Consider the following 19,394-nt stretch of genomic DNA (forward strand, 5'->3'; position numbering starts at 1 on the left):
CAAGGCTACCGAGCCTCCGTCGCAATCGCGCCTCCGACTTGGCTGCACACTCGAAGTGCAAGGCGGGTCCGGAGGGTTCAGCTGAGACACGCTGTAGCCTTGATGATCATGAGCTCGCGACGCCGTCTCGTGACTCCACAGCGCCTCACCCTCGCGTTCCTGCTGGTTGTCGGACTCGCGTTTTCGGCTGCAGCGTATTCCGTAGCCAGAAGCATGCTGAGGTCGTCTTCTGAGGCAGAGACCGCAGACGCGTTGGGGTCAGCGGAGGACGCCATGGTGCTTGCCTTCGAGCATGTGAGGAAGGAGATGATGGCTCTCGGTGCTCTGCACTACTCCTCGGAGGAGGTGACGCGGCCCGAGTTCACCTCATTTGTGGTGCAAGACGAAATGCTGCGAAATGGCGTCATCGCCATTGAGTGGGCGCCACTGATCCGGCCTCACCAGAGAACCGAGTTTGAGCTCGACCTAGGTCAATTCATGCATGGTCTCGGGCCATCCTCGCCGAGTGTCGCAGTCCATCCGGCAACGACGAACGACCAAGCCCTGCCGGTCGACTTCGTGGAGCCCTTGACGGGGAACGAGCCTGCCCTGGGCTATGACCTCCTCAGTGAGCCGATACGCCGAGCAGCTGCAGAAAGCGCACGCGACTCGGGACTCATCACGGCGACCAAGGCGATTTCTCTCGTTCAGCGGCAGCCTCCAGACGATGCCGGGATCCTTCTATTCAAACCCATCTACGGGACCGGTGATACTCCTGCCACGGTTGACGATCGAAGAGAGGCGTTCATCGGTGCCTATGTAGCGGTCTACGCCCTTGACGACCTGTTCGAAACTCTGAGGCAGGAGTCGCCTACTGACTTCTGGGTGAGCGAAGAAGCTGGGGACTCCATTCCGGAGGACGGTGCGCAACCATCCGACAGGCTCCTCTATGGCTCCGATGACCTTTCCAGCCAACCCAATACGCGATCAGCCACCATCGACTTTTTCGACCGGACATGGGCAGTCGGCGTAGCACAAGTACCAGTTGCGTATGAGGCCCTTCCCTGGCTCGCACTACTGCTTGCGCTCACGGTTGTCGGTCTGTCGTTGCTGTACCTGGCCAACCTCTACAAAGTGCGTGATCAGGCGGAAGCCAAGAGTCGCATACTGGCCAAGAGCGAGAGCAACCTAAGTCGATCGAATCAGGATCTCCGGGACTTTGTATACGGAGTCTCGCATGATCTGCAGGCACCGCTCCGCCACGTCTCCGGCTCATTGGATCTCTTGGTAGAGGACCTACCCGAGCCCGCAATGGATGAGGAGGTCTCAACGTCGATATCGCACATGCAAACAGCGGTTGACTCCATGGCAGCGCAACTCAAGGGCCTTCTGGAGTATTCACGCCTCGACTCAGTAGCCACGTCGGGAGTACAGGTAGACCTCAACGAGGTCCTCGCCGACGCTCTAATACTGCTATCGGCTGAGATCGAGCAGCTTGGTGCGGAGGTGACGGTTCGTGAGTTGCCGCGGGTTACTGGGAATCGGGAGGCTCTGACAAGCCTCTTCTCCAACCTTGTGAAGAACTCACTGGATTACCGGGACCCGAGTAGGACTCCGAGCATCGAGATACTACAAACCGAGCCCACGCAGTCACATGTAGTCATTCTCGTAATCGACAATGGGCTCGGTATCAAGCCCGCGTTTAGAGTCGAAGTCTTCAAGATGTTCAGACACTTCGGCACCCGTCAGGGTGGTGACGGCTCGGGGATGGGTCTAGCCATCTGCCGGCGCGTTGTCGATCGACATGGAGGTCATATCTATGTCGCCGATCCGCCGACTACGGGTGGTAACACCATGCGAATCGAGTTGCCGAAAGCCGGTGCGGGATGATTCGCGGGACGCCACCACCAACTGCTCCGGGGCGTCAGTATGTCACTGAGCTTTCGATCGGGACTTCCACCGCAGGGGAAAATAGATAGCCTTGGCCGAAATGCCAGCCAGCATCCAATACCGCGCGGGCTTCGTTTTCGGTCTCTACTCCTTCAGCGATTAGGAAGCATCCAAGCGCATTGCCAAGCTGGGCGAGACCAGCCACAAGTTCCATAGCTTGGATCCCCTGTGCGGCGGCTGATGTGAATGAGCGGTCCAGCTTGATACCGGAGATCGGATGCTCTGCAAGCGAGGAGATCGACGAGTAGCCCGTTCCAAAGTCATCCAAGACGAGCTGGACCCCCTCTTTGGAGAGGTCCCAGAGCGCTGACTTGGCGTGACCCTGAAGTACGAATAGACCAGCTTCGGTTATCTCCAACCTCACCCTTTGAGGATCAATCTGGGCGGAGTCCATCTGGGTCTTCAGGAGTTGAGCAAAGCGTGGATCCGATAGCTCGTCGGGCGATGCGTTGATTGACATGTGAGTCAGTGGCTCTAGTTGTGCGAGCTGTAAGAAGGCTGCAGTGATGACCGACTCCGCCACTTTGACCATGACGCCTGCTTCTGCTGCGCCGGCCAGGAAGTCTGCCGCAGAAACCACACTCCTGTCTGCGTTGGTCATCCTGGCGAGTGCCTCGTGCCCAACGATCGTTCGCCTACGCAGGTCGACAATCGGCTGGTACCAGGCTGTGACCCGCTCCTCATCCACCGCCCGTCGAGCGTTCGTAACCGCTCGGAGTCTCTCTGCTGCGGATGAGCCAATGGCCGAGTCGTAGGCAACTACGACGCTGTTCGTCCCTGCCCTCGACTCAAGCTTGGCCGTGTGAAGGGCGGCAGCCGCCCTGTGAAGCACCTCCTCGGCCGATAGGGAGGCCGAACTTGCGGCACCCACGGAACTCGTCACTGTCAATCGGAATCCATCAATATCCATTGGGGCAGTTGTCGCTGTAGCAACGAGGCGTTCAGCGAGACTTCGCACTTCAGCCGCGCTCGAAGACTCAGTGCGAAGCGCGACGACGAACTCGTCTCCGCCAATTCTGCTGACCACATCGACGCCGGAGCGGGTGGCTTCTGTCAGCCGCTCGGCGAACTGCCTGAGGACGTTGTCACCTGCTGAGTGGGACATTCCATCGTTGATGGACTTGAACTTGTCGATGTCTATGAACATGACAGTGAAGTTGCCCCTAGCCATCTCGTCCTCGAGTGTTGCAAGGCATCCATGACGGTTCAGAAGGCCTGTCAACGAGTCGGTAGTGGCCAGTATCTCCATTTGGGAAAGGGTGGTGCTCAGCAGTTCGGTCTTCTGCTTGGCCTGCTCGATCGCATCAGTCTCCAGAGTTGCGTCATCGACAACCACCGCTGCCTGGACGCCGGACGGCCCGTCGATCTTCTGAAGTCGCGCGTAGACACTACGAGCCTCGCCCGATTTCGTCAGAAGCTCGACTGGTCTGGTAGGAACCGTTGTCAGCATCGAGGAATCCCAAAAGTGATCCATCAACCGCTGATGCTCGTCCTCGGAGATGGTCGATCCAAGCAATGCAGAGACCGGAGCACCGAGCACCTCATCTTCTGAGTAGCCTGTGATCTCGGTATAGCCACCGTAGGCCTCCACGATCCGACCAGACCGGTCGACCAAGAGGAAGGCATTCGCATCGTGCTCGAGGATATGTTTCCACTGTGCCTGTGATTCAAACCTGTTGAGGGTGGCTGCGACAATCAGTGAAATGATCGCTAGCTTCAGAAGAAGTACTGGCAAGTTGGGTTCTGAAACCCCAAGATCGAACGGGTCGCCCGAAAGGGTTGTCAATACCGACGTCTCGAGGGGCAAGGCCATACCGGCTGAGCCGAGAAGCGCAACACCTAGACCTAGAAGCGACAGCCGATCAGTTCTTCCGACACCGATCTGTAGGATGACAGCGGAGCCCAGAAAGCCAGCAATCCCAACGGCAACCAGCAGCAAAGCAGAGCTGGCGCTATTGCGTGATTGATAGGCGGCGACAATGAGCAAGCTGCCCGAGAAGACCGCCGAGGCGGATATCAGCGCACGGGAGAACTGATGAACCCTCGACGCCCCCGCGCCCACGAGCCACTTCCTTCTACGCCACGCGGTACGGGCGAAACAGGCGGCGAGACCACCTAGGCACGAGAAGAGTGTTGTGAAAGCGAATGCGACGTCACCCTGCACCAGCAGGATGATTGACAGTAGAAGCGCAGAGGCCAGGAGAATTCTCATTGCAACGGCGCTGCGGACAGAGACAAATGAGGCGGCCCCGATCAGGATGATCCCACCGCCCATGGCGGCCATCGCGCCTGGACGGCCAAGGCCACCGGACGGACCGAACAGTCCTGTGAAGAAGAGAAGTATCCCGAGTGCCAAGAGAAGCGCCGAGCTGGCTACCCGAGTCCAGTCGAGGCGAGGCTTGGTTCCAGCTGCAACTGTGCCATGGGAAGGGGCTGGGGGAGCCGCCGTCTCGTGGCTGGATTCTGGGGGGCCAGCGGGCCCGGGTTCTTGCGACTCCACGCACCAAGTCTGCCCGTAGGAGAGCCGGATTGCTACGGCTGCCAGGTGGAGCCCGGATCGCAGTACGAACCGCTTCGGGTCACGGATCTCGTCAGCGCGCTTGGAGGGACTCGAACCCCCAACCTTCTGATCCGTAGTCAGATGCTCTATCCAATTGAGCTACAAGCGCTGGGCGGGAGATGACTGTAGACGTTCGGGCAGCGACGGGCCACACGGCAATGTCGGTCCGAACGCGGCTCCGGTCCACCCGACATGGGGCCGGGTGGACCGGAATCGGTGCGTGGTCGTCAGACCTTCTTGCCGCAGTGCGGCCACTGGCCACGGCCGGCCATGTGCCACAGAGCTCGCGCCATGGCGTCCTGCTCCCAGGGCCATGCCTCGGCCGGGTCGACGCCGTTGAGGTGGGGGTAATGGGTGCGGGCGACGCTGTTCCATGTGGTGCGGCTGAACTGGTAGGCACCGCGGTACTTGCCCGAGGGGTTCAGGGCGTTGTAGTTGCCGCCGGATTCACATCCCCGCAGGCGTGCAAGCCCGTCGTCGGAGACGACATGGGCGAACTTGTCGGGGAAGGGCGGTGCGCCGGCGCATGACGTGATGGCCACGGCCCCGGCTAGCGCGATGAGAATGGTCGAGAGAGTGCGTCGTGTTCGCATGGGGACCATTGATGCAACAGGACGTCACACAAATGCAACATGAGCGACGCCGAATCGTCATAGACTTCACGCGATCGCTGCTCTCCGAAGGGGTCTGACGTCATGTGACAGTTGTCGTACTGCCCTGGGTGACACCGTTGGGACGCGCAACGGGCGCCGGGTTCACACCCGACGCCCGTTGGCTCTGGCGGAGAGGGTGGGATTTGAACCCACGGAGGGGTTGCCCCCTCACCTCCTTAGCAGGGAGGCCCGATCGGCCTGACTCCGGCACCTCTCCAGAACGCCGGACACTGTAGTGCCTCGTGCCCGAGACGGCGAGGGGGAGCTGTGAGCCCGGCGCGGCGAGGACGCTGCCTGAACGGACAACTGACCGATGGGCTGGGAAACTTGAGTGCTTGGTACTCAAGAAATCGGAATAATTGGTTCGCCCGCCTGTTGTTGCAGGTCCGGGCCAGACAACAACACGAGTAGACGGAGTCACCCAACCGTGAATGAAACAGCCACCTTGACCCTTCCCATGCTCACCCTGACCAGCGGAGTAGTCCTGCCGCAGATGGTCTTGACAGTGGCGCTGGAGACCCCGGAGGCCAATGCCGCGGTCGACGCCGCGCTGGGAACCGAGGGCCTCGTGGTTCTCGTACCCAGGATCGGCGATACGCACGCATCGGTCGGCACGGTCGCGAAGATCGACCAGGCGGGCGAACTGCCGGGAGGCACGCGGGCGGTCTTCCTGCGAGGACTGCACCGCGCACGCCTCGGCGTGGCGGTTCCCGGCACCGGCGATGCCCTGTGGATCGAAGCAGACGAGGTCGCCCCATCCGAGCCGACCGAGGAGGACGAGGCCCTGGCCCGCGAGTACCGGGTCGTGCTCGAGGCCATCCTGGAGCACCGGGGTGCCCCGCAGATCGCGGAGTTCGTACGCAGCGTCGAGGGGCCGGAAGCGCTCGCTGACATCGTTGGCTACAGCCCTGACGTCTCCCTCGAGCACAAGGTCGAGGTCCTGGAGACGCCCGACCTCACCCAGAGGCTGCTGATGGTGCTGGACTGGGGTCGCCAGACGCTCGCGGAGTTGGAACTCTCCGCGAAGGTGCGAAACGAGGTCTCCGACAACCTCGAACAGCGCCAGCGCGAGGCCATTCTTCGTGAGCAGATGAGCGCCATCCGCAAGGAACTCGGCGACGACGAGGGATCCGCGCTCGATGAGTACCGCAAGGCGCTCGAGGAGCGCGATCTGCCGGAGGCCGTGGCCAGCGAACTCGCCTCCGAGATCGACAAGCTAGAGCGCACGCCTGAACAGGCGGCCGAACACGGCTGGATCCGGACCTGGATCGAGACGGTGCTGGAGCTGCCCTGGGACGTGACCGTGCCGGAGCGCCTCGACCTGGAGGCGGCTCGCCGGCAGCTCGACTCGGACCACACCGGGCTCGATGTGGTCAAGGATCGGCTCGGCGAGTTCCTGGCAGTGCGCAAGTTGCGCGCAGACCGCGCGGTGTCCGGTGACACCTCCGAGGCAACCGCCCCCCGCAGCAAGGGAGCCATCCTGGCGCTCGTGGGGCCCCCGGGTGTTGGCAAAACATCACTGGGCCGCTCGGTTGCCGAAGCGCTGGGGCGGCCCTACGTGCGTGTGGCCCTTGGTGGCGTGCGCGACGAGGCGGAGATTCGCGGACACCGCCGCACCTACGTCGGTGCGCGTCCCGGTCGCATCGTGAAGGCGATCGAAGAGGCGGGCGCCATGAACCCTGTGATGGTGCTCGACGAGATCGACAAGGTTGGCGCCGACTGGCGCGGCGACCCGTCCTCCGCGCTGCTCGAAGTGCTCGACCCCGCACAGAACTCGACCTTCCGCGACCACTACCTCGAACTCGACCTGGACCTCAGCGACGTGCTGTTCGTGACCACGGCCAATGTGCTCGACACGATCCCGGCCCCGCTTCTGGACCGTATGGAGGTCATAGAACTGGATGGCTACACGACCGACGAGAAGGTCGCGATCGCGCGGGACCACCTGGTGCGCCGCCAGCTCGAGGAAAGCGGTCTCACCGATGACGACGTGAGCATCGAGGACGATGCCTTGCGGTCCATAGTGGAGGGCCATACCCGTGAGCCTGGCGTCCGCGGCCTCGAGCGGAAGCTGGGCGCCGTGATGCGCAAGGTCGCGGCACGCGTCGCAACAACCGACCAGTCCGGGCCCGCGATTGAGGTGGACCCCGACAAGGTCCGCGAGCTGCTCGGTCGACCGCGGCACCGTGTCGACGAGGATCGGCCCAACGGCCTGCCGGGGATCGCCACCGGACTGGCCGTGACCGGCGTCGGCGGCGATGTGCTCCTCGTTGAGGCTGCCCGGGTCGATGACCGATCCGACGGCGAGCGTGACGGTGACCATCTGTCCTCCGGTGCCCTCGAGCTCACGGGCCAGCTGGGTGACGTGATGGTGGAGTCCGGCCGCATCGCGCTGAGCTACCTGCGTGCCAACCCGGAGGTTCTGCGCACCCGCGGTGGAGTCGCGTCGAAGGTTGATCCGGTCGAATCGGTGCACACCGGCCGCTTCCACGTGCACTTCCCGGCCGGCGCGATCCCGAAGGATGGTCCTTCGGCCGGGGTCACCATGACCACGGCCATGGTGTCGCTGCTGACCGGCCGTCCCATGCGGCCAGAGGTGGCGATGACCGGGGAGGTGAGTCTGCATGGCCGGGTGTTGCCGATCGGCGGTGTGAAACAGAAGCTGCTGGCCGCCCACCGCGGCGGGCTGACCGAAGTGATCCTGCCGGCTGACAACGAGGCCGATCTGGAGGACGTCCCCGACCGGGTGCTCGCGGATCTCGATGTGCACCTGGTGTCGAAGGTCGACGACGTGCTCGACATCGCCCTCGTGCCCGCCTGACCGCCACCACCGCCGCCGCCTGACCCGTTTCGTTGGTGCTGGATCACGCCAGGCGTGACCCAGCACCAACGGAGCCACAGGTCATGATTGCGTGATGGAGTTGGAGCACGCACAGGACTGGGAGGCGCTGGTCGCGTCCATGGAGCGCGAGGACCTCTCGTCTCTGGCCGAGATGGTCCGCGACGAGCAGATGCGACGGGCCCTCGAAGCGGAGGACCTCGATGCCGTGATCAGTGATGCCTTCGACAACGGATTCGACGGCCGCGGGATGGCAGTCGAGCCCTGGCTCACTCCCGGGGGCCTGCTCGTGTGCCCCGGGTCCAAGATCCACCGCTCGAAGCAGTCCCACCGATGCCGGTTCGTGGCTGTGGGGGAGCGCTGGGTGTGGGACGCAGCGGAACGCCTGGGTGACGAGGTGCGACAGTTTCCCCAACGGTCTGACTCGGTGCAGACCGTCACCCTGCTCGCCGCGGTGGACGGACTCGTGGTCGACGTGATCACCTCGAAGGCCTCGGGCGGAGCGCATACGCGCGAGTCGGCTTCGGCGTGGGAGGTGAGACACGGGGAGCTGGTGGCAGTGGCGCCCTCGAGCAACACGTCGGGCAGCCACAACCGCTGAGGCCCGGTTTGTTGGTGCTGGATCACCTGAGAGGTGATCCAGCACCAACAAAGGACGTCTGGAGCGGAGGGAGGGGGATTCGAACCCCCGGAGACCGTGAAGCCTCAACGGTTTTCAAGACCGTCGCAATCGTCCGCTCTGCCATCCCTCCACCGGCGACTGTAGCTGCAGGCGCACGCTCGTCCCATGGTGATGGGCGCCCGGCAACGCGGCAGTTCAGACGCGGGTACGGGGATTCCGCACCGTCCATCGGCTGCGTTCGGCTTCGGCTCAGGTGAACAGGTCCAGGGATCCGCCGGGCGACTCCGGGACCACCTGCGCCGGGTCGGTGCCGAGTACGGCACCGGTCACCTCGGCCATCACCACACGAATATCGTTGACCGTGCGCACGTCTCCCTCGTCGAGATCGGAGAGACCGGGCCAGTCACCCTTGACGCCGCCGTTCACTTCCGGGCCCGCCACGACCACAAGGCTGCCTCGCCCATGGTCACAGCCACCCGAGGAGTTGGGAGCCACGCGGCGCCCGAACTCGGTGATCACCACCACGGTCGCGCCCGGCACCCCGGCCATCAGGGCATCGATGGAGCCATCGAGATCCGCCGCAAGGGACGCGAAGGCGCCATCGTTGGTGCCCTGGTTGTCATGGGTGTCCCATCCACCGATGTTGACGACCGCCACCTCGGCGCCGACGCCCGCGTTCAGCGTCGCCACGGTGTCGGCAACACCGTGGTCGCGGCCGTCACTACCGCCTGCACTGATCGACGAGGCGGTCCTGAGGGCGCCGAAACCGGACACCGCAGCCGCCTTGATCGGTGACGCGCTGGTGGCCCACATCTCCTCGAGGGTGTCGGTGAACTGCGGGAAGGGGTCGAGGCGGCCGTTGCCGATGCTCAACCCAGTGAGAGTTGTCGCTGTCACGACATCAGCCGATCCCGCGAGGAGGCGGGGCACCCCGGCCTGGCCGAAGCTGACGCCGCGGAAGGGGTTGGTGTCGCCGGCACTGGATGCCAAGTGCCTGCCCAGCCAGCCCGTGCCGTCGCCGGATCCGCTCGATTTGCCGGCTTCCTCGACGCGGAACTGGGCGTCGAAGTGCGACCGCGAGAGTTCGGGGATCCCACAGGCGGGCACGAGGGCTACCTCACCCCTGACGAACCGGGCGTGCAGCTCACCGAGGGCCGGGTGCATGGCGAAGGTGCCGTCGAGCGGATTGGCGGCGCCGTCTGCGACGGCCAGGCCACTTCGCACCGAGGCGTAGTCGGCGTCGCCGGTCGGCGGTGCGAGCGACAGGCCGTCCGCACCACCGCGAAGGAACACGACGATCAAGGGTCCCATCACCGCTCCTGGAAGTCGGGGCTGGCGAAAACGAGGGTCCGCACGCCGATGGACTCTGCTTGTGAGCCCGGCTGGGCGCCGAGGTCGTTTCCGAGCGCTGTGGCAAGCTCAGGCGATGGCGCCCTGCCCAGCAGCGCTGTTGCCACCGACGTGCGGTCGGCGCCGTCCTCGGTGGAAGTGCCGGGCAGGGGATCGAGGGTCTGGAAGCCGGCGCCGGCGGTCAAGGCGGCATTCCAGCGGCCGACCATTGCGCCGGGGCTGATCCATGCCCTTCCCGGCAACGGGTAGCCGTTGGGTGCCGGCCAGGCCCAAGGCGACTGGCCCAGCACCCGCACGGTGCGGCCGAGCGGGTTCAGCAGGTCGTCGAGTTGGGACTCGGTGACCGGAGTGCTGCCCATCCGCAACATGGCGGCCACCAGGTCGATCGGACGACGCGGTATCGGGGTGCTGTCGGCGAATGCGGGCGAGTCCACGATCGAGCGAACCGCAGACGCAATCGAGGTGTCATCAGCGGTGAAGGCAGCTGCTGCATCGGCTACCACCGGGTCCGTAGGCGACACACTGTCGCCGACGAGGCGGACCGCCAGGCGGTGGCACACGTGGTTGGCCGTGGCCGGCAGGTGGGCGAGGTGGGCCAGGAAGTCCTCGCCGTCGCGCTCACCGGCACCGCTCGGGCGGTACCCGAGCACGTCGCCGGTCGCCGCCGGTCCGAGGTCATGCCAGGCCTGTCTGTAGGTGTACTCACGGGACTTCCTCACCAGCGAGAAGCCGCTGAGTACGTGGGCCGCCTTGAGCACATCTGTCTCGTCGTATCCACCGTCGACACCGACGGTGTGCAGCTCCATCAGCTCGCGTGCGTAGTTCTCGTTGGGCACGTTGTCGCGATCGGCGCGGCTGCTGGCCTGGTCGAGGTAGGTGAGCATCGCCGCGTGCCGTGCCGAGGCAAGCAGCATGTCGGTGAAGCTGCCCATCGCATGGGGGCGGATCACCTCAGCGTCGTAGTAGGGGACGAAGAAGAGCTCGGGCTGCTGTCCGATCGACACGTGCAGGTGGTCGGACCAGAAGTCCACGAGCAGGGCGTGCAGCTGGCGGGACGACCAGGCGGCGCCGGCGGTCGTGCGGAGGGCGGTGGTCTCCACCGCGGCACGACGCCTGTTCTTGCTGCCCCCGTCCGACGGGGGTGTGGAGGCAATGTCCTCACCGCGGGCGTCGATTGCGGCGAACAGGTCGGCCATGGCGGGTGCCTCCGCCGCTGCAGGGTCCAGCTGGTCGGCCAGGTAGGCGTCCACCCCGCCCTCTGCCAGTGCAAGCAGCTCAGGACTCGGCCCGAAGGAGAGGCGACTGGCGAGCAGGAACGCGGCCGGGTCACCCGCGTTGCCGACCACGGTCGTGGTGGGGGTGGTGGTCGTGGGTGAGGGATGCTTGGGTGGGGTGCATGCCGCGACGGTCCCGGTGGCCCCGCAGATGGCCAACGCTTCCATCACCTGTCGCCTGGTCAGTTGCAGACGTGCCATGGCCGCACTGTGCACCCGAAAGGTTGGAGCGCGGTAAGAGGAAGTTCAGAATTCGTCAACGGTGTGGCCGGCGACGGATCAGCCGATCTGGTCACGCAGCCCCGAGATCCACGATCGTGCATCCTCGTGCGCCGTGTTGGCTGCTGCGCGCCTGTCGGGACCATCGGCGCCAGCCGCTGGATAAGAGCCGAGGAACTTCACACCGCCCTGGTTGGCCTTGAGGGCACGTAGAGCGTCGGCCACCACCTCATCCGCAATGTGTCCCTCGAGGTCGAGCACGAAGCAGTAGTCACCGAGGTGGGTCTTGGTGGGACGGCTGAGCAGCAACGTCAGGTTGATCGACCGGGCGGCGAACTCCTGGAGGATCGACATGAGCGACCCGGGCTCATCCGCGCGCTGGTAGACGACTATCGAGGTCTTGTCGTGCCCCGTCGGTGCCGGAATCCCGTCGCGCCCCACGACCACGAATCGGGTCTGGTTCTCGGGATGGTCCTCTATGCCCGTCGCGGCGATCTCGAGCCCGTAGACCTCCGCGGCGCGTTCATTGCCGATGGCGGCAAGCGTCGGATCGGCCTGCTTCGCGACGAGGGCCGCAGCCTCCGCCGTGGAGTTGGCGGCCAGATGCTCTGCATCGGCGAGGTTGGTGCGCAACCAGGAGCGGCACTGCGCAGTGGCCACCGGGATCGACATCACGCCGCGGATGGCATCGAGCGACGTGCCGGGGGCCACGAGCAGGTTCATCGCCACCGGCTCGAGGAGCTCGCGCTGCACCAGCAACTCGACGTCCATGGCAAGTGTGTCGATCGTGGCGTTGACCGTGCCTTCGATGGCGTTCTCGATCGGCACGACGCCGAAGTCGGCCGGCCCCTCGTGTACCGCGAAGAGCACATCGACCATGGAGTCACATGGCATGAGTTCGCCTGCGCTGAGGTCGGCCTCGCGGTGCAGGGCCTGCTCGGTGAACGTGCCGGCCGGGCCGAGGAACGCGACGCGTCGCTCCTGGTCTCCGGTCGGATCGGGGCTCTGGGGCATGGCACCGAGGCTACCGGCGTCGCCGTCGGTCACCCTCAACCCGTTTCGCGGCTGTGAGGGGGGAGCCGGCAGCAGTCGTAGTCTTGCTGCGTGTACCCCGATGCTCTGGACGGAACCCGATGGGCACTCGAGTACGTGACCCTGCGGGGAGTGAGCCACATGGTGAGTGGCAGGCGTATCCCGGAGCTGGCCTTCCTCGATGGCAGGGTGTCGGGCGACGACGGTGTCAACCTCGGCGAGGGCACCTACTCCTTGCGCGGCAATGCCCTCACGGTTGCGATCGACACCGTGACGTCGCTGCAGTACGGCTCGGAGCCGCTGGTCGAGTACGACCTCTTCGAGTACCTCCGTGGTGCACGCTTGGCCACGGTGCACGCCGACTTCCTGCACATCGCGTTCGGTGAGGGATCCGACGAGCTCGTCTACCACTCCGAGGTACTGGAGACCCCGGCGTGACCGGCCGGCGTCCCGGCACCCCGGTCAGTTCCTCGGGAAGTCGGTGCCACCTGCAGCGGTGTCGCTCAGGTCGACACCCTTTTCGGCCAGGTCGACGTCGTCACCCGGGGCCGGCTCGGGCACGCCGCTTCGGGCGTGGCGCCAAAGGGCCAGGTAGCTGGGCCACTCGAGCTCGGCGGTGATGTAACCCGCCTCTTCGAGCTCGCGCTGCAGTGCGGGGAGCTTGGAGAACGGCACGCCGATGTCGACGTGGTGCGCGAGGTGGTAGCCGGTGTTGAACGGCACGAACACGAACTTGGCGATCCACGACTGCCGGATGTGGTGGGTGGTCACCCTGCGGTCGGGCGACGCCCCCAGGCCGCCGTGTTCGGCAACCGAACGCAGGCGGTTGAGCACCCGCCATACGGTCATCCAGGGCAACAGCCAGAACACGGGCCACACCCACCAGTGACCGGTCGCCAGCCACATTCCGGCAAACATGAGAGCCTGCACCCCGAGGATGCGCAACACGATCGGGCGCGCGGTGGGGCTCCTGAGTGCGCCGAGGAGTCCCATGAGGTTCTTCCACCCGGAGTTGCCGAACAGGTCGCGGCGCATCTTGCGCCACCACGAGTCAGCCGGCACCGGGTATCCGCGGTAGTAGGCGATGTCGGGCTCGTTGCGCCCGAACTCCTCCTTGTGGTGCGCCATGTGGCCGCGCCTGTATGCCTCGATGGGAACGAATGCGGGGTAGGCGACGAGCCAGCGGCCCACCCAGTCGTTGGCCTTCTTGTTGCTGAACAGCAGCCTGTGGGCCGCTTCGTGCATGAGGATGGCGAAGCGCACCATGCCTCGGCCGCACAGCAGCCACGCCAGTATCCACCCGAGCGGGTTGCCCCACCAGGCTGCCAACACCACTGCGCCGACCGACTGGAGCCACACACCGATCACGTGGGCGGCGTTGGCGGCGTTGGGGATGCGGTACAGGTCGTCACGGAGCTCGCCGAGTGGGCGACCGTCTTCGTTGAGGCGGTCGGTGGGCAGTGCATCGGTCAGGGTGCCGTCGGGCGGGAACATCGTTGCGGGCACCACGCGGGCTGAAGTCATGGACACCATCTTACAGATGGGGTCACAGCTGTAGTCAAGGTGTAATGCCATCGGACCCTTGGTAGGATCGACCTCCGTGACCGAGCGCCCCGCCCCCATCGTCGGCGGCAAGCCCCTGCCACCGCTCACCGCCCGCTCCGTCGTGGCGTCCGTGCTGCTCGGTACCCACCCCCCGGTGATGTCGGCGCGTGCCCTGGTGCGCTCCGCCACCTTGTTCGGCCTCGCCGAAGGAACCGTGCGCACCGCGATATCCCGGATGGTGACCAACGGCGAGCTGTCGCCACAGGGTGAGCATCGCTACGAGCTCGCCGGCGACCTCGCCGAACGCCAACGGCGTCAGCAGGCCAGCCGCCGCCCTCGGCTGCGCACGTGGGGTGGCCAGTGGGAGATGTGGGTGGTGCCCACCGCCGCCCGTGAAGCGGGCCGACGCGCCGAGTTGCGACGCGCCGCGCGGGCGCTGCGCCTCGCCGAGGTGCGTGAAGGGGTGTGGATGCGCCCCGACAACCTCGACCCGGCGAGGCTGCCGGGCCAACGGGAAGTCATCGCCGCTCAGGCGCGCCGAATGACGGCCCAGCCAGACGCCGACGACGAGCTGGTGTCGATGCTGTGGGGCCTCGACTCCTGGAACGACGGGGCGCTCGAACTGCGAAGGTTGATGGCTCCGATCAAGAAACGACTCGACGCCGACGATGTGGAGGTGCTGGGCAGCGGATTCGTGCTGGCGGCTGCGGTGCTGCGTCACCTCAACGAAGACCCGTTGCTCCCGCGCGAGTTGTTGTCCCGCCACTGGCAGGGCGACCGCCTGCGGGCCGACTACGAGTCGTATGACGCCGCCTACAGCGCCACGCTCACCCGCTGGCTGCTTGCCGACTGAACCGTCGGGCACCGAGTCGAACGATTCGGTGCCCACGGCGTAGCGTCTTGGTGTGAGCGACGACCGTTTCTACTTCCGCCAGCTCCTTGCCGGAGCCGACTTCGCCGAGTCCGACCTTCTCGCACAGCAGATGGTCAACTTCTCCTACCTGATCGGAGACCGCGAGAGCGGCGAGTGCCTGGTGGTCGATCCTGCGTACGGTGTCGCGGAACTCAAGTCCATCGCCGAGTCCGACGGCATGACCATCGCCGGCGCACTCGTGACCCACTACCACCCCGATCATTGCGGCGGCGACATGATGGGCATGCGCATCGAGGGCGTCACCGAGCTGCTGGCCCTGCAGTCGATGCCGGTGCACGTGCAGGCAGACGAGGCCGAGTACGTGCTCAAGGTCACCGATCTCGAGGCGGGCGACCTGGTCCAGCACAGCTCAGGCGACAAGGTCAGCGTCGGCGAGGTCGACGTGACCCTGCTGCACACTCCCGGCCATACCCCGGGGAGCCAGTGCTTCCTGGTTGAGAACAACCTCGTCGCGGGCGACACGCTCTTCCTACAGGGTTGTGGCCGCACCGACCTGCCCGGCGGTGATCCGGCGCAGCTCTACGAGAGCATCACGACGCGACTCGCCAAGGTGCCCGACACCGCCACCCTGTTTCCCGGCCACCTGTACTCGCCTAAGCCGTCGGAGCAGATGGGCGAGGTACGCCGTTCGAACATGGTGTTCAAGCCCCGCTCGGCTTCGGAATGGCTGCGGATCTTCGGGTCCTGAGGCGGGTCGCTGCGGTTGCTCAGGTGTCGGTGCCACGTCGCCCGCCGGCGACTCCCGCGGCACCGGCACCCGGAAGCACCCGGCAGAGGGTGAACACGCCCAGTGCGCGCAGAGCAGCTCCCACCCGGTCGTCCCACTCACTCATGGGTTCGCTCCAGTAGATCTGAAGAGCCCCCAGCATGCGGTTTCCGTCGCGCAACGGTAGATGCACGGCGCTCGAGTAGCCGAGGTCGCCTGCGCGGCCCGAGACGGGCAGCGGCAGGTCGCCCGCAGCTTCCACGAGTACGAACCGCGACGGCTGCAGTGAGGGCATGGCCCAGGGGAACTCCTCAGCCTGCTGGTCGCGCAACAATGGCGATGCCAGGTGTGGTGGTGCAAGGCCCATGCAACGCACGGTGTTCGAGTCGCACTTGTACAGCGCCACCTGCGCGGCGCCCGTCATCTCGGCTGCCACCTCCACCAGTTCCTGGGCCAGGCGCGAGGGCGTCCAGCTCGCGGCCGAGTCGATCACGGCATCGAGGGCGGCCGTGGGCACTCCGGGCGGAAGGAACGATCGCTCGTCACTGACGGCGTCGAGGCGCGGGTCGTTTCTGATAATCACCAGTCCGGGGATCGGCGCGATCCTCGTCCGACTGAAATCGTTTCGTGCCCACGCGCGCGGGTCGGCGGGCCGATGCCTGCAGGGCGCCTCGTGCAGAAGCTGGTTCAGGTGTCCGCAGTCGGCGGATCCGGGCGGTGGAAGAGCGCAAGCGTGCCGAAGCCAGCGACCAGGCCCAGGCCGGCCGAGATCGCAAGGCCGGTCCAGCCAGCGAGGTCCTCACCGATTCCCAGCAGGTGGTCCACCGACCACTGGCCGGCGCCCAGCGTGCCCACGGCGATCGCCACGGCCCCGATCACGAAGTTGTACTCCCAGCCGTCCTTGAACACGAAGAACTCGCCACGGTGGGTGAACCAGGCCACGACCATCACACCGACCATGCCTGCGGCCGCGAACGGTGTGAGCAGCCCGATGGTCATCAGCACGCCGGTTCCGGTTTCGGTCAGGGCCGCCGCCCACGCGTTGAGCTTGCCCGGCTTCATTCCCATCGACTCGAACCAGCCGGCGGTGCCCTCGATGCGTCCGCCGAGGAACAGCTTCTGGTAGCCGTGGGCGAACAGCATCGGACCCAGCGCCAGGCGCAGGATCAGCATGGCCGTATCGAAGCTGGATGAAGTGTCGGCGAGCAGGGTTCCCATGCAGGCGATCCTAAACGGATGCTGCAGCGCGCTCCCTTTTCGGAACGGCCCGCGCCGCGGGGCTCTGGACAACCCAGGGTGGTGCTGTGGTTGACTTGTCAGGTCGGCACAGTGCCCGCTGGGGGACGCGGACCACAGGTGACGGATGTCTGGAGTCGACAATTCGCCAAGGGCTGCCACGGTGGAGATCGGTGGCGTACCTGTTGGTGACTTGCCGCGCTCGCTGCGACGGCGTGCCGCCGAGCTGCGCCTCGCCGCCACCCGACCCCGCCGGTCAGCAGCCAAGCTGGCCGTGATCGTCGCCGTTGCCGTGGGGGCAGGGGCCTTGGCAGTGGTGCTCGACAACCCGTTGATGTGGGCCGTGTACGCGGTTGTCGCGGGGATCGTGCTCACCTCCCTGTTCGCCGTGGAGCACGAGGCGCTTCACACTTCGCTGTTCGGCCATCCCTTCGCGGATCACGTCGTGGGCACCCTTTGCGGTGTGGTCTGCCTAACTCCGTATGCCGCGTACCGCCCGTTTCACTTCGAGCACCACATCCGTACCCATGTGGAAGGCGACCCCGAGCCGATCGTGGTGGTGCGCGGCCACCTGTCGCACCTCGGCATGGTTGCCTTCGGTGTGCTCGGGCTGGCCGCCATGTTGTGGGCCCAGTTGCTGTCGATGCTGGTCGGCCGCGGTCCGGCATTCGCGCGCCGCAGTCGACGCCATGCTCTGGAATGGACGAGCCTGGTCGCAGGTCTCGCGTTGCCGGTGGCGTGCGTGGTCACCGGCTTGTTCGCCGGTTGGCGTTTGCCTCTCTTGCTGTGGGCCGCACCGCTGGCGGTGTTTCTTCCGCTGGCAGGGTTCGTATCGACCACTGAGCACTATGGGTGCGAGTACGGCCCCGCTCCCGCGGTGCGCACGAGCCGCACGGTGAGGACCAACGCCGCGGCGCGCTGGCTGTTGTGGAACGCCAACTTCCACACGGCTCACCATGTGCTGCCCGGAGTACCCGCGCACAACCTCGCGACCCTGCACGAACTGATCGAGCCGGACTGCGAGTATGTCGCCGACTCGTATGTCGGCTGGCACCTGCAAATGGCCCGGCGCATACGGGCCGGGGACTACGTGGATCCCCCGCCCTGGGATGGCTCCGACGAACCGGCGGACCTCTCCGATGCCGGCCGCGACGACCGCATGTCCACGAGCACGTCGCGTATGGGTTCCACTGGCACGTCGCGAAGGTCGATGGACCCCGTGGCCCAGTCGAAGAACTCGGGGTGAAGGCACGAGCGCTGCACCAGGTCGATCAGGCGCGCTCCCATGGGGAAACACTCGCCGCCCATGTACCAGCGACTCGGCCCGAGTTGTTCGAAGCCGAACGGGTAGCTCGTGTTGAGCAACTCCATCAGCCACCGCTCGCCGACGCCGACCACGCCCGCCGCGTTGCATCGCACCGCGTACTGCCACACCTCGCGGTATAGCCACGACGCCACCCCCGTGCGGCGTGCCGCGTCGGGCACGGCGAGCGAGGCGTACTCGAGTACCGGGTCGGGAAAGGGCCGGTCCTTTTCGAACGATCCGATCTGCAGCTCCTGGTAGTTGCCCAGCGTCACCCTCACGACGCCACGGATCTCGCCGTCGGGTGACGTCACCACCACGAACTCCGACATGTCACGCCAGGGGTCGAACTCGGTGACGCGACCCATATCCGAGCGCTTGCAGAACCCCGCTTCGAGGAAGACTTCGTACTCGACCCTCTCTGCCTCGCCGATCTGGTCGCCGGCGGCCTCGAGGGTCGTCCAGCCCGGTGGCATCTCGGGCGGAGCCACGATCGCGCCCGGCGCCGGGTCACCCGTTGGGTTCTTTCGGCCAGCCGGGTCCGACATGTGCGCGAAACTAGCGCTCCGGTGCTTCAGCGGCCGGGCATCGGACGACGCCCCCTCCGGTCTGGTGGTGATGCGGGGTCACCCCACCATCTGACGGCACGGGGAGTACGGTCGCTGCGGTGGAGCAAGCACGGAGCGCCCCGAACCGACAGGCCTTCGTAACGACTCTCTGGTGGTGGTTCATCACCCTGTTGGTTCTGGTCATCCTCGATGACCTGACCTTCGGGCCGTTCTTCTGGCTGATCGCACGACTCGCCGGTGCGGTGTGGGCCATGTTGGCGGTGTACGCGGTCTACATCCCGGTGCAGCTGTTCCTCGTGAGCCGGGGTACCCGCGACGAACCGGGCAGGGTTGCGCACTGGTTCCTGTCGCGGCTCGACCTCGAACGTCGGTACCGGCAGGTTCAGGACAACGAGTCCAAGGTGCGGTCCCGAGTGGCGGGCGGCGTATCGGCGGTGCTGACCTGCCTGATCATCGGTGGGGTTCTGCCGCCGCTGCTCTTGTGGAGACAAGGATTCGAACGTCGCTACGTGATGCAGATAGCCGGTGTTTGCAGCGTTGTCTATGCAACAGAGTTCGCCTTGCTCCACGGGCTGGTTCCGGCAGTGATCTGATGTCCCAGACCCCGCTGTTACCAAGGCTTT

The 19,394-nt window shown here is 65.6% G+C and carries 16 protein-coding genes and 3 tRNA genes; 8 read left to right on the forward strand and 11 right to left on the reverse strand.

The genetic code is table 11. The annotated features are described in order from the left end of the window. Window positions 1-108 precede the first annotated feature (108 nt). Window positions 109-1,869, forward strand: coding sequence for a hypothetical protein (locus GY812_06445; GenBank protein ID MCP4435128.1), 1,761 nt, complete (start codon window positions 109-111; stop codon window positions 1,867-1,869). Window positions 1,870-1,903: 34 nt separating this feature from the next. Here GY812_06445 and GY812_06450 read toward each other — a convergent pair whose 3' ends face one another. The 4 genes from GY812_06450 to GY812_06465 form a co-directional block, all read right to left on the reverse strand. Beyond that, window positions 1,904-4,285 carry an EAL domain-containing protein gene (locus GY812_06450; protein MCP4435129.1) on the reverse strand — a complete coding sequence of 794 codons (2,382 nt, stop codon included), beginning with the start codon at window positions 4,283-4,285 and terminating at the stop codon, window positions 1,904-1,906. 239 nt (window positions 4,286-4,524) lie between these two features. Then, window positions 4,525-4,598, reverse strand: a tRNA-Arg gene (locus GY812_06455). A 118-nt stretch (window positions 4,599-4,716) separates the two neighbouring features. Then, on the reverse strand, window positions 4,717-5,082 hold the full coding sequence (locus GY812_06460; protein MCP4435130.1) for a hypothetical protein: 366 nt from the start codon (window positions 5,080-5,082) through the stop codon (window positions 4,717-4,719). 185 nt (window positions 5,083-5,267) lie between these two features. Then, window positions 5,268-5,359: transfer RNA gene (locus tag GY812_06465), tRNA-Ser, on the reverse strand. 240 nt (window positions 5,360-5,599) lie between these two features. Here GY812_06465 and lon point away from each other — a divergent pair. Beyond that, entirely contained in the window at window positions 5,600-7,963 is a 2,364-nt protein-coding gene (gene lon / locus GY812_06470) for an endopeptidase La (protein ID MCP4435131.1), read from the forward strand. Between the two features lie 94 nt (window positions 7,964-8,057). After that, entirely contained in the window at window positions 8,058-8,582 is a 525-nt protein-coding gene (locus GY812_06475) for a hypothetical protein (protein MCP4435132.1), read from the forward strand. A 64-nt stretch (window positions 8,583-8,646) separates the two neighbouring features. Here the strand turns inward: GY812_06475 and GY812_06480 are convergent. The 4 genes from GY812_06480 to pheA all read right to left on the reverse strand — a co-directional run bounded on the left by GY812_06480 (window position 8,647) and on the right by pheA (window position 12,460). Continuing rightward, a tRNA-Ser gene (locus GY812_06480) sits at window positions 8,647-8,733 on the reverse strand. Between the two features lie 119 nt (window positions 8,734-8,852). Beyond that, on the reverse strand, window positions 8,853-9,914 hold the full coding sequence (locus tag GY812_06485; protein MCP4435133.1) for a DUF1501 domain-containing protein: 1,062 nt from the start codon (window positions 9,912-9,914) through the stop codon (window positions 8,853-8,855). Next, window positions 9,914-11,428, reverse strand: a complete 1,515-nt coding sequence (locus GY812_06490) for a DUF1800 domain-containing protein (protein MCP4435134.1) — start codon at window positions 11,426-11,428, stop codon at window positions 9,914-9,916. Before GY812_06490 ends, GY812_06485 begins: the two co-directional genes overlap by 1 nt. A 78-nt stretch (window positions 11,429-11,506) precedes the next feature. Next, window positions 11,507-12,460 (reverse strand): prephenate dehydratase, encoded by a 954-nt coding sequence (gene pheA, locus GY812_06495; protein MCP4435135.1) that lies wholly within the window; start codon window positions 12,458-12,460, stop codon window positions 11,507-11,509. A 90-nt stretch (window positions 12,461-12,550) separates the two neighbouring features. Between pheA and GY812_06500 the strand changes: the two genes are divergently transcribed. Beyond that, window positions 12,551-12,916 (forward strand): META domain-containing protein, encoded by a 366-nt coding sequence (locus GY812_06500; protein ID MCP4435136.1) that lies wholly within the window; start codon window positions 12,551-12,553, stop codon window positions 12,914-12,916. A 24-nt stretch (window positions 12,917-12,940) separates the two neighbouring features. Here the strand turns inward: GY812_06500 and GY812_06505 are convergent, their stop codons facing one another. After that, the gene (locus tag GY812_06505; GenBank protein ID MCP4435137.1) at window positions 12,941-14,002 is read right to left on the reverse strand and encodes a fatty acid desaturase family protein; all 1,062 of its coding nucleotides are present in this window, start codon (window positions 14,000-14,002) and stop codon (window positions 12,941-12,943) included. A gap of 142 nt (window positions 14,003-14,144) precedes the next feature. On the opposite strand from GY812_06505, the gene GY812_06510 reads away from it, so the two are divergent. Further along, window positions 14,145-14,876 (forward strand): PaaX domain-containing protein, C- domain protein, encoded by a 732-nt coding sequence (locus GY812_06510; protein ID MCP4435138.1) that lies wholly within the window; start codon window positions 14,145-14,147, stop codon window positions 14,874-14,876. Between the two features lie 52 nt (window positions 14,877-14,928). Beyond that, the gene (locus GY812_06515; protein MCP4435139.1) at window positions 14,929-15,645 is read left to right on the forward strand and encodes an MBL fold metallo-hydrolase; all 717 of its coding nucleotides are present in this window, start codon (window positions 14,929-14,931) and stop codon (window positions 15,643-15,645) included. Between the two features lie 19 nt (window positions 15,646-15,664). Here the strand turns inward: GY812_06515 and GY812_06520 are convergent, their stop codons facing one another. Together GY812_06520 and GY812_06525 are read right to left on the reverse strand one after the other, a co-directional pair. Continuing rightward, window positions 15,665-16,246 carry a GAF domain-containing protein gene (locus GY812_06520; GenBank protein ID MCP4435140.1) on the reverse strand — a complete coding sequence of 194 codons (582 nt, stop codon included), beginning with the start codon at window positions 16,244-16,246 and terminating at the stop codon, window positions 15,665-15,667. A gap of 104 nt (window positions 16,247-16,350) precedes the next feature. Next, the gene (locus GY812_06525) at window positions 16,351-16,881 is read right to left on the reverse strand and encodes a DoxX family protein (GenBank protein ID MCP4435141.1); all 531 of its coding nucleotides are present in this window, start codon (window positions 16,879-16,881) and stop codon (window positions 16,351-16,353) included. 145 nt (window positions 16,882-17,026) lie between these two features. Here GY812_06525 and GY812_06530 point away from each other — a divergent pair, with 145 nt between their 5' ends. Together GY812_06530 and GY812_06535 are read left to right on the forward strand one after the other, a co-directional pair. Continuing rightward, window positions 17,027-18,145 (forward strand): hypothetical protein, encoded by a 1,119-nt coding sequence (locus tag GY812_06530; protein ID MCP4435142.1) that lies wholly within the window; start codon window positions 17,027-17,029, stop codon window positions 18,143-18,145. Window positions 18,146-18,869: 724 nt separating this feature from the next. Further along, window positions 18,870-19,364: a hypothetical protein gene (locus GY812_06535; protein ID MCP4435143.1), complete on the forward strand. Its 495-nt coding sequence runs from the start codon at window positions 18,870-18,872 to the stop codon at window positions 19,362-19,364. Window positions 19,365-19,394 lie beyond the last annotated feature (30 nt).

This window comes from Actinomycetes bacterium (genome assembly GCA_024222295.1).
Lineage (GTDB): Bacteria > Actinomycetota > Acidimicrobiia > Acidimicrobiales > Microtrichaceae > JAAEPF01.

Excerpts from the sequence above, each read along its gene's own strand:
- GY812_06530 (MCP4435142.1), top strand. The coding sequence starts at position 17,027 with ATGTCTGGAGTCGACAATTCGCCAAGGGCTGCCACGGTGGAGATCGGT.
- GY812_06485 (MCP4435133.1), bottom strand. The coding sequence starts at position 9,914 with ATGGGACCCTTGATCGTCGTGTTCCTTCGCGGTGGTGCGGACGGCCTG.
- GY812_06475 (MCP4435132.1), top strand. The coding sequence starts at position 8,058 with ATGGAGTTGGAGCACGCACAGGACTGGGAGGCGCTGGTCGCGTCCATG.
- GY812_06445 (MCP4435128.1), top strand. The coding sequence starts at position 109 with ATGAGCTCGCGACGCCGTCTCGTGACTCCACAGCGCCTCACCCTCGCG.
- GY812_06525 (MCP4435141.1), bottom strand. The coding sequence starts at position 16,881 with ATGGGAACCCTGCTCGCCGACACTTCATCCAGCTTCGATACGGCCATG.
- pheA (MCP4435135.1), bottom strand. The coding sequence starts at position 12,460 with ATGCCCCAGAGCCCCGATCCGACCGGAGACCAGGAGCGACGCGTCGCG.
- GY812_06505 (MCP4435137.1), bottom strand. The coding sequence starts at position 14,002 with ATGACTTCAGCCCGCGTGGTGCCCGCAACGATGTTCCCGCCCGACGGC.
- GY812_06460 (MCP4435130.1), bottom strand. The coding sequence starts at position 5,082 with ATGCGAACACGACGCACTCTCTCGACCATTCTCATCGCGCTAGCCGGG.
- GY812_06490 (MCP4435134.1), bottom strand. The coding sequence starts at position 11,428 with ATGGCACGTCTGCAACTGACCAGGCGACAGGTGATGGAAGCGTTGGCC.
- lon (MCP4435131.1), top strand. The coding sequence starts at position 5,600 with ATGCTCACCCTGACCAGCGGAGTAGTCCTGCCGCAGATGGTCTTGACA.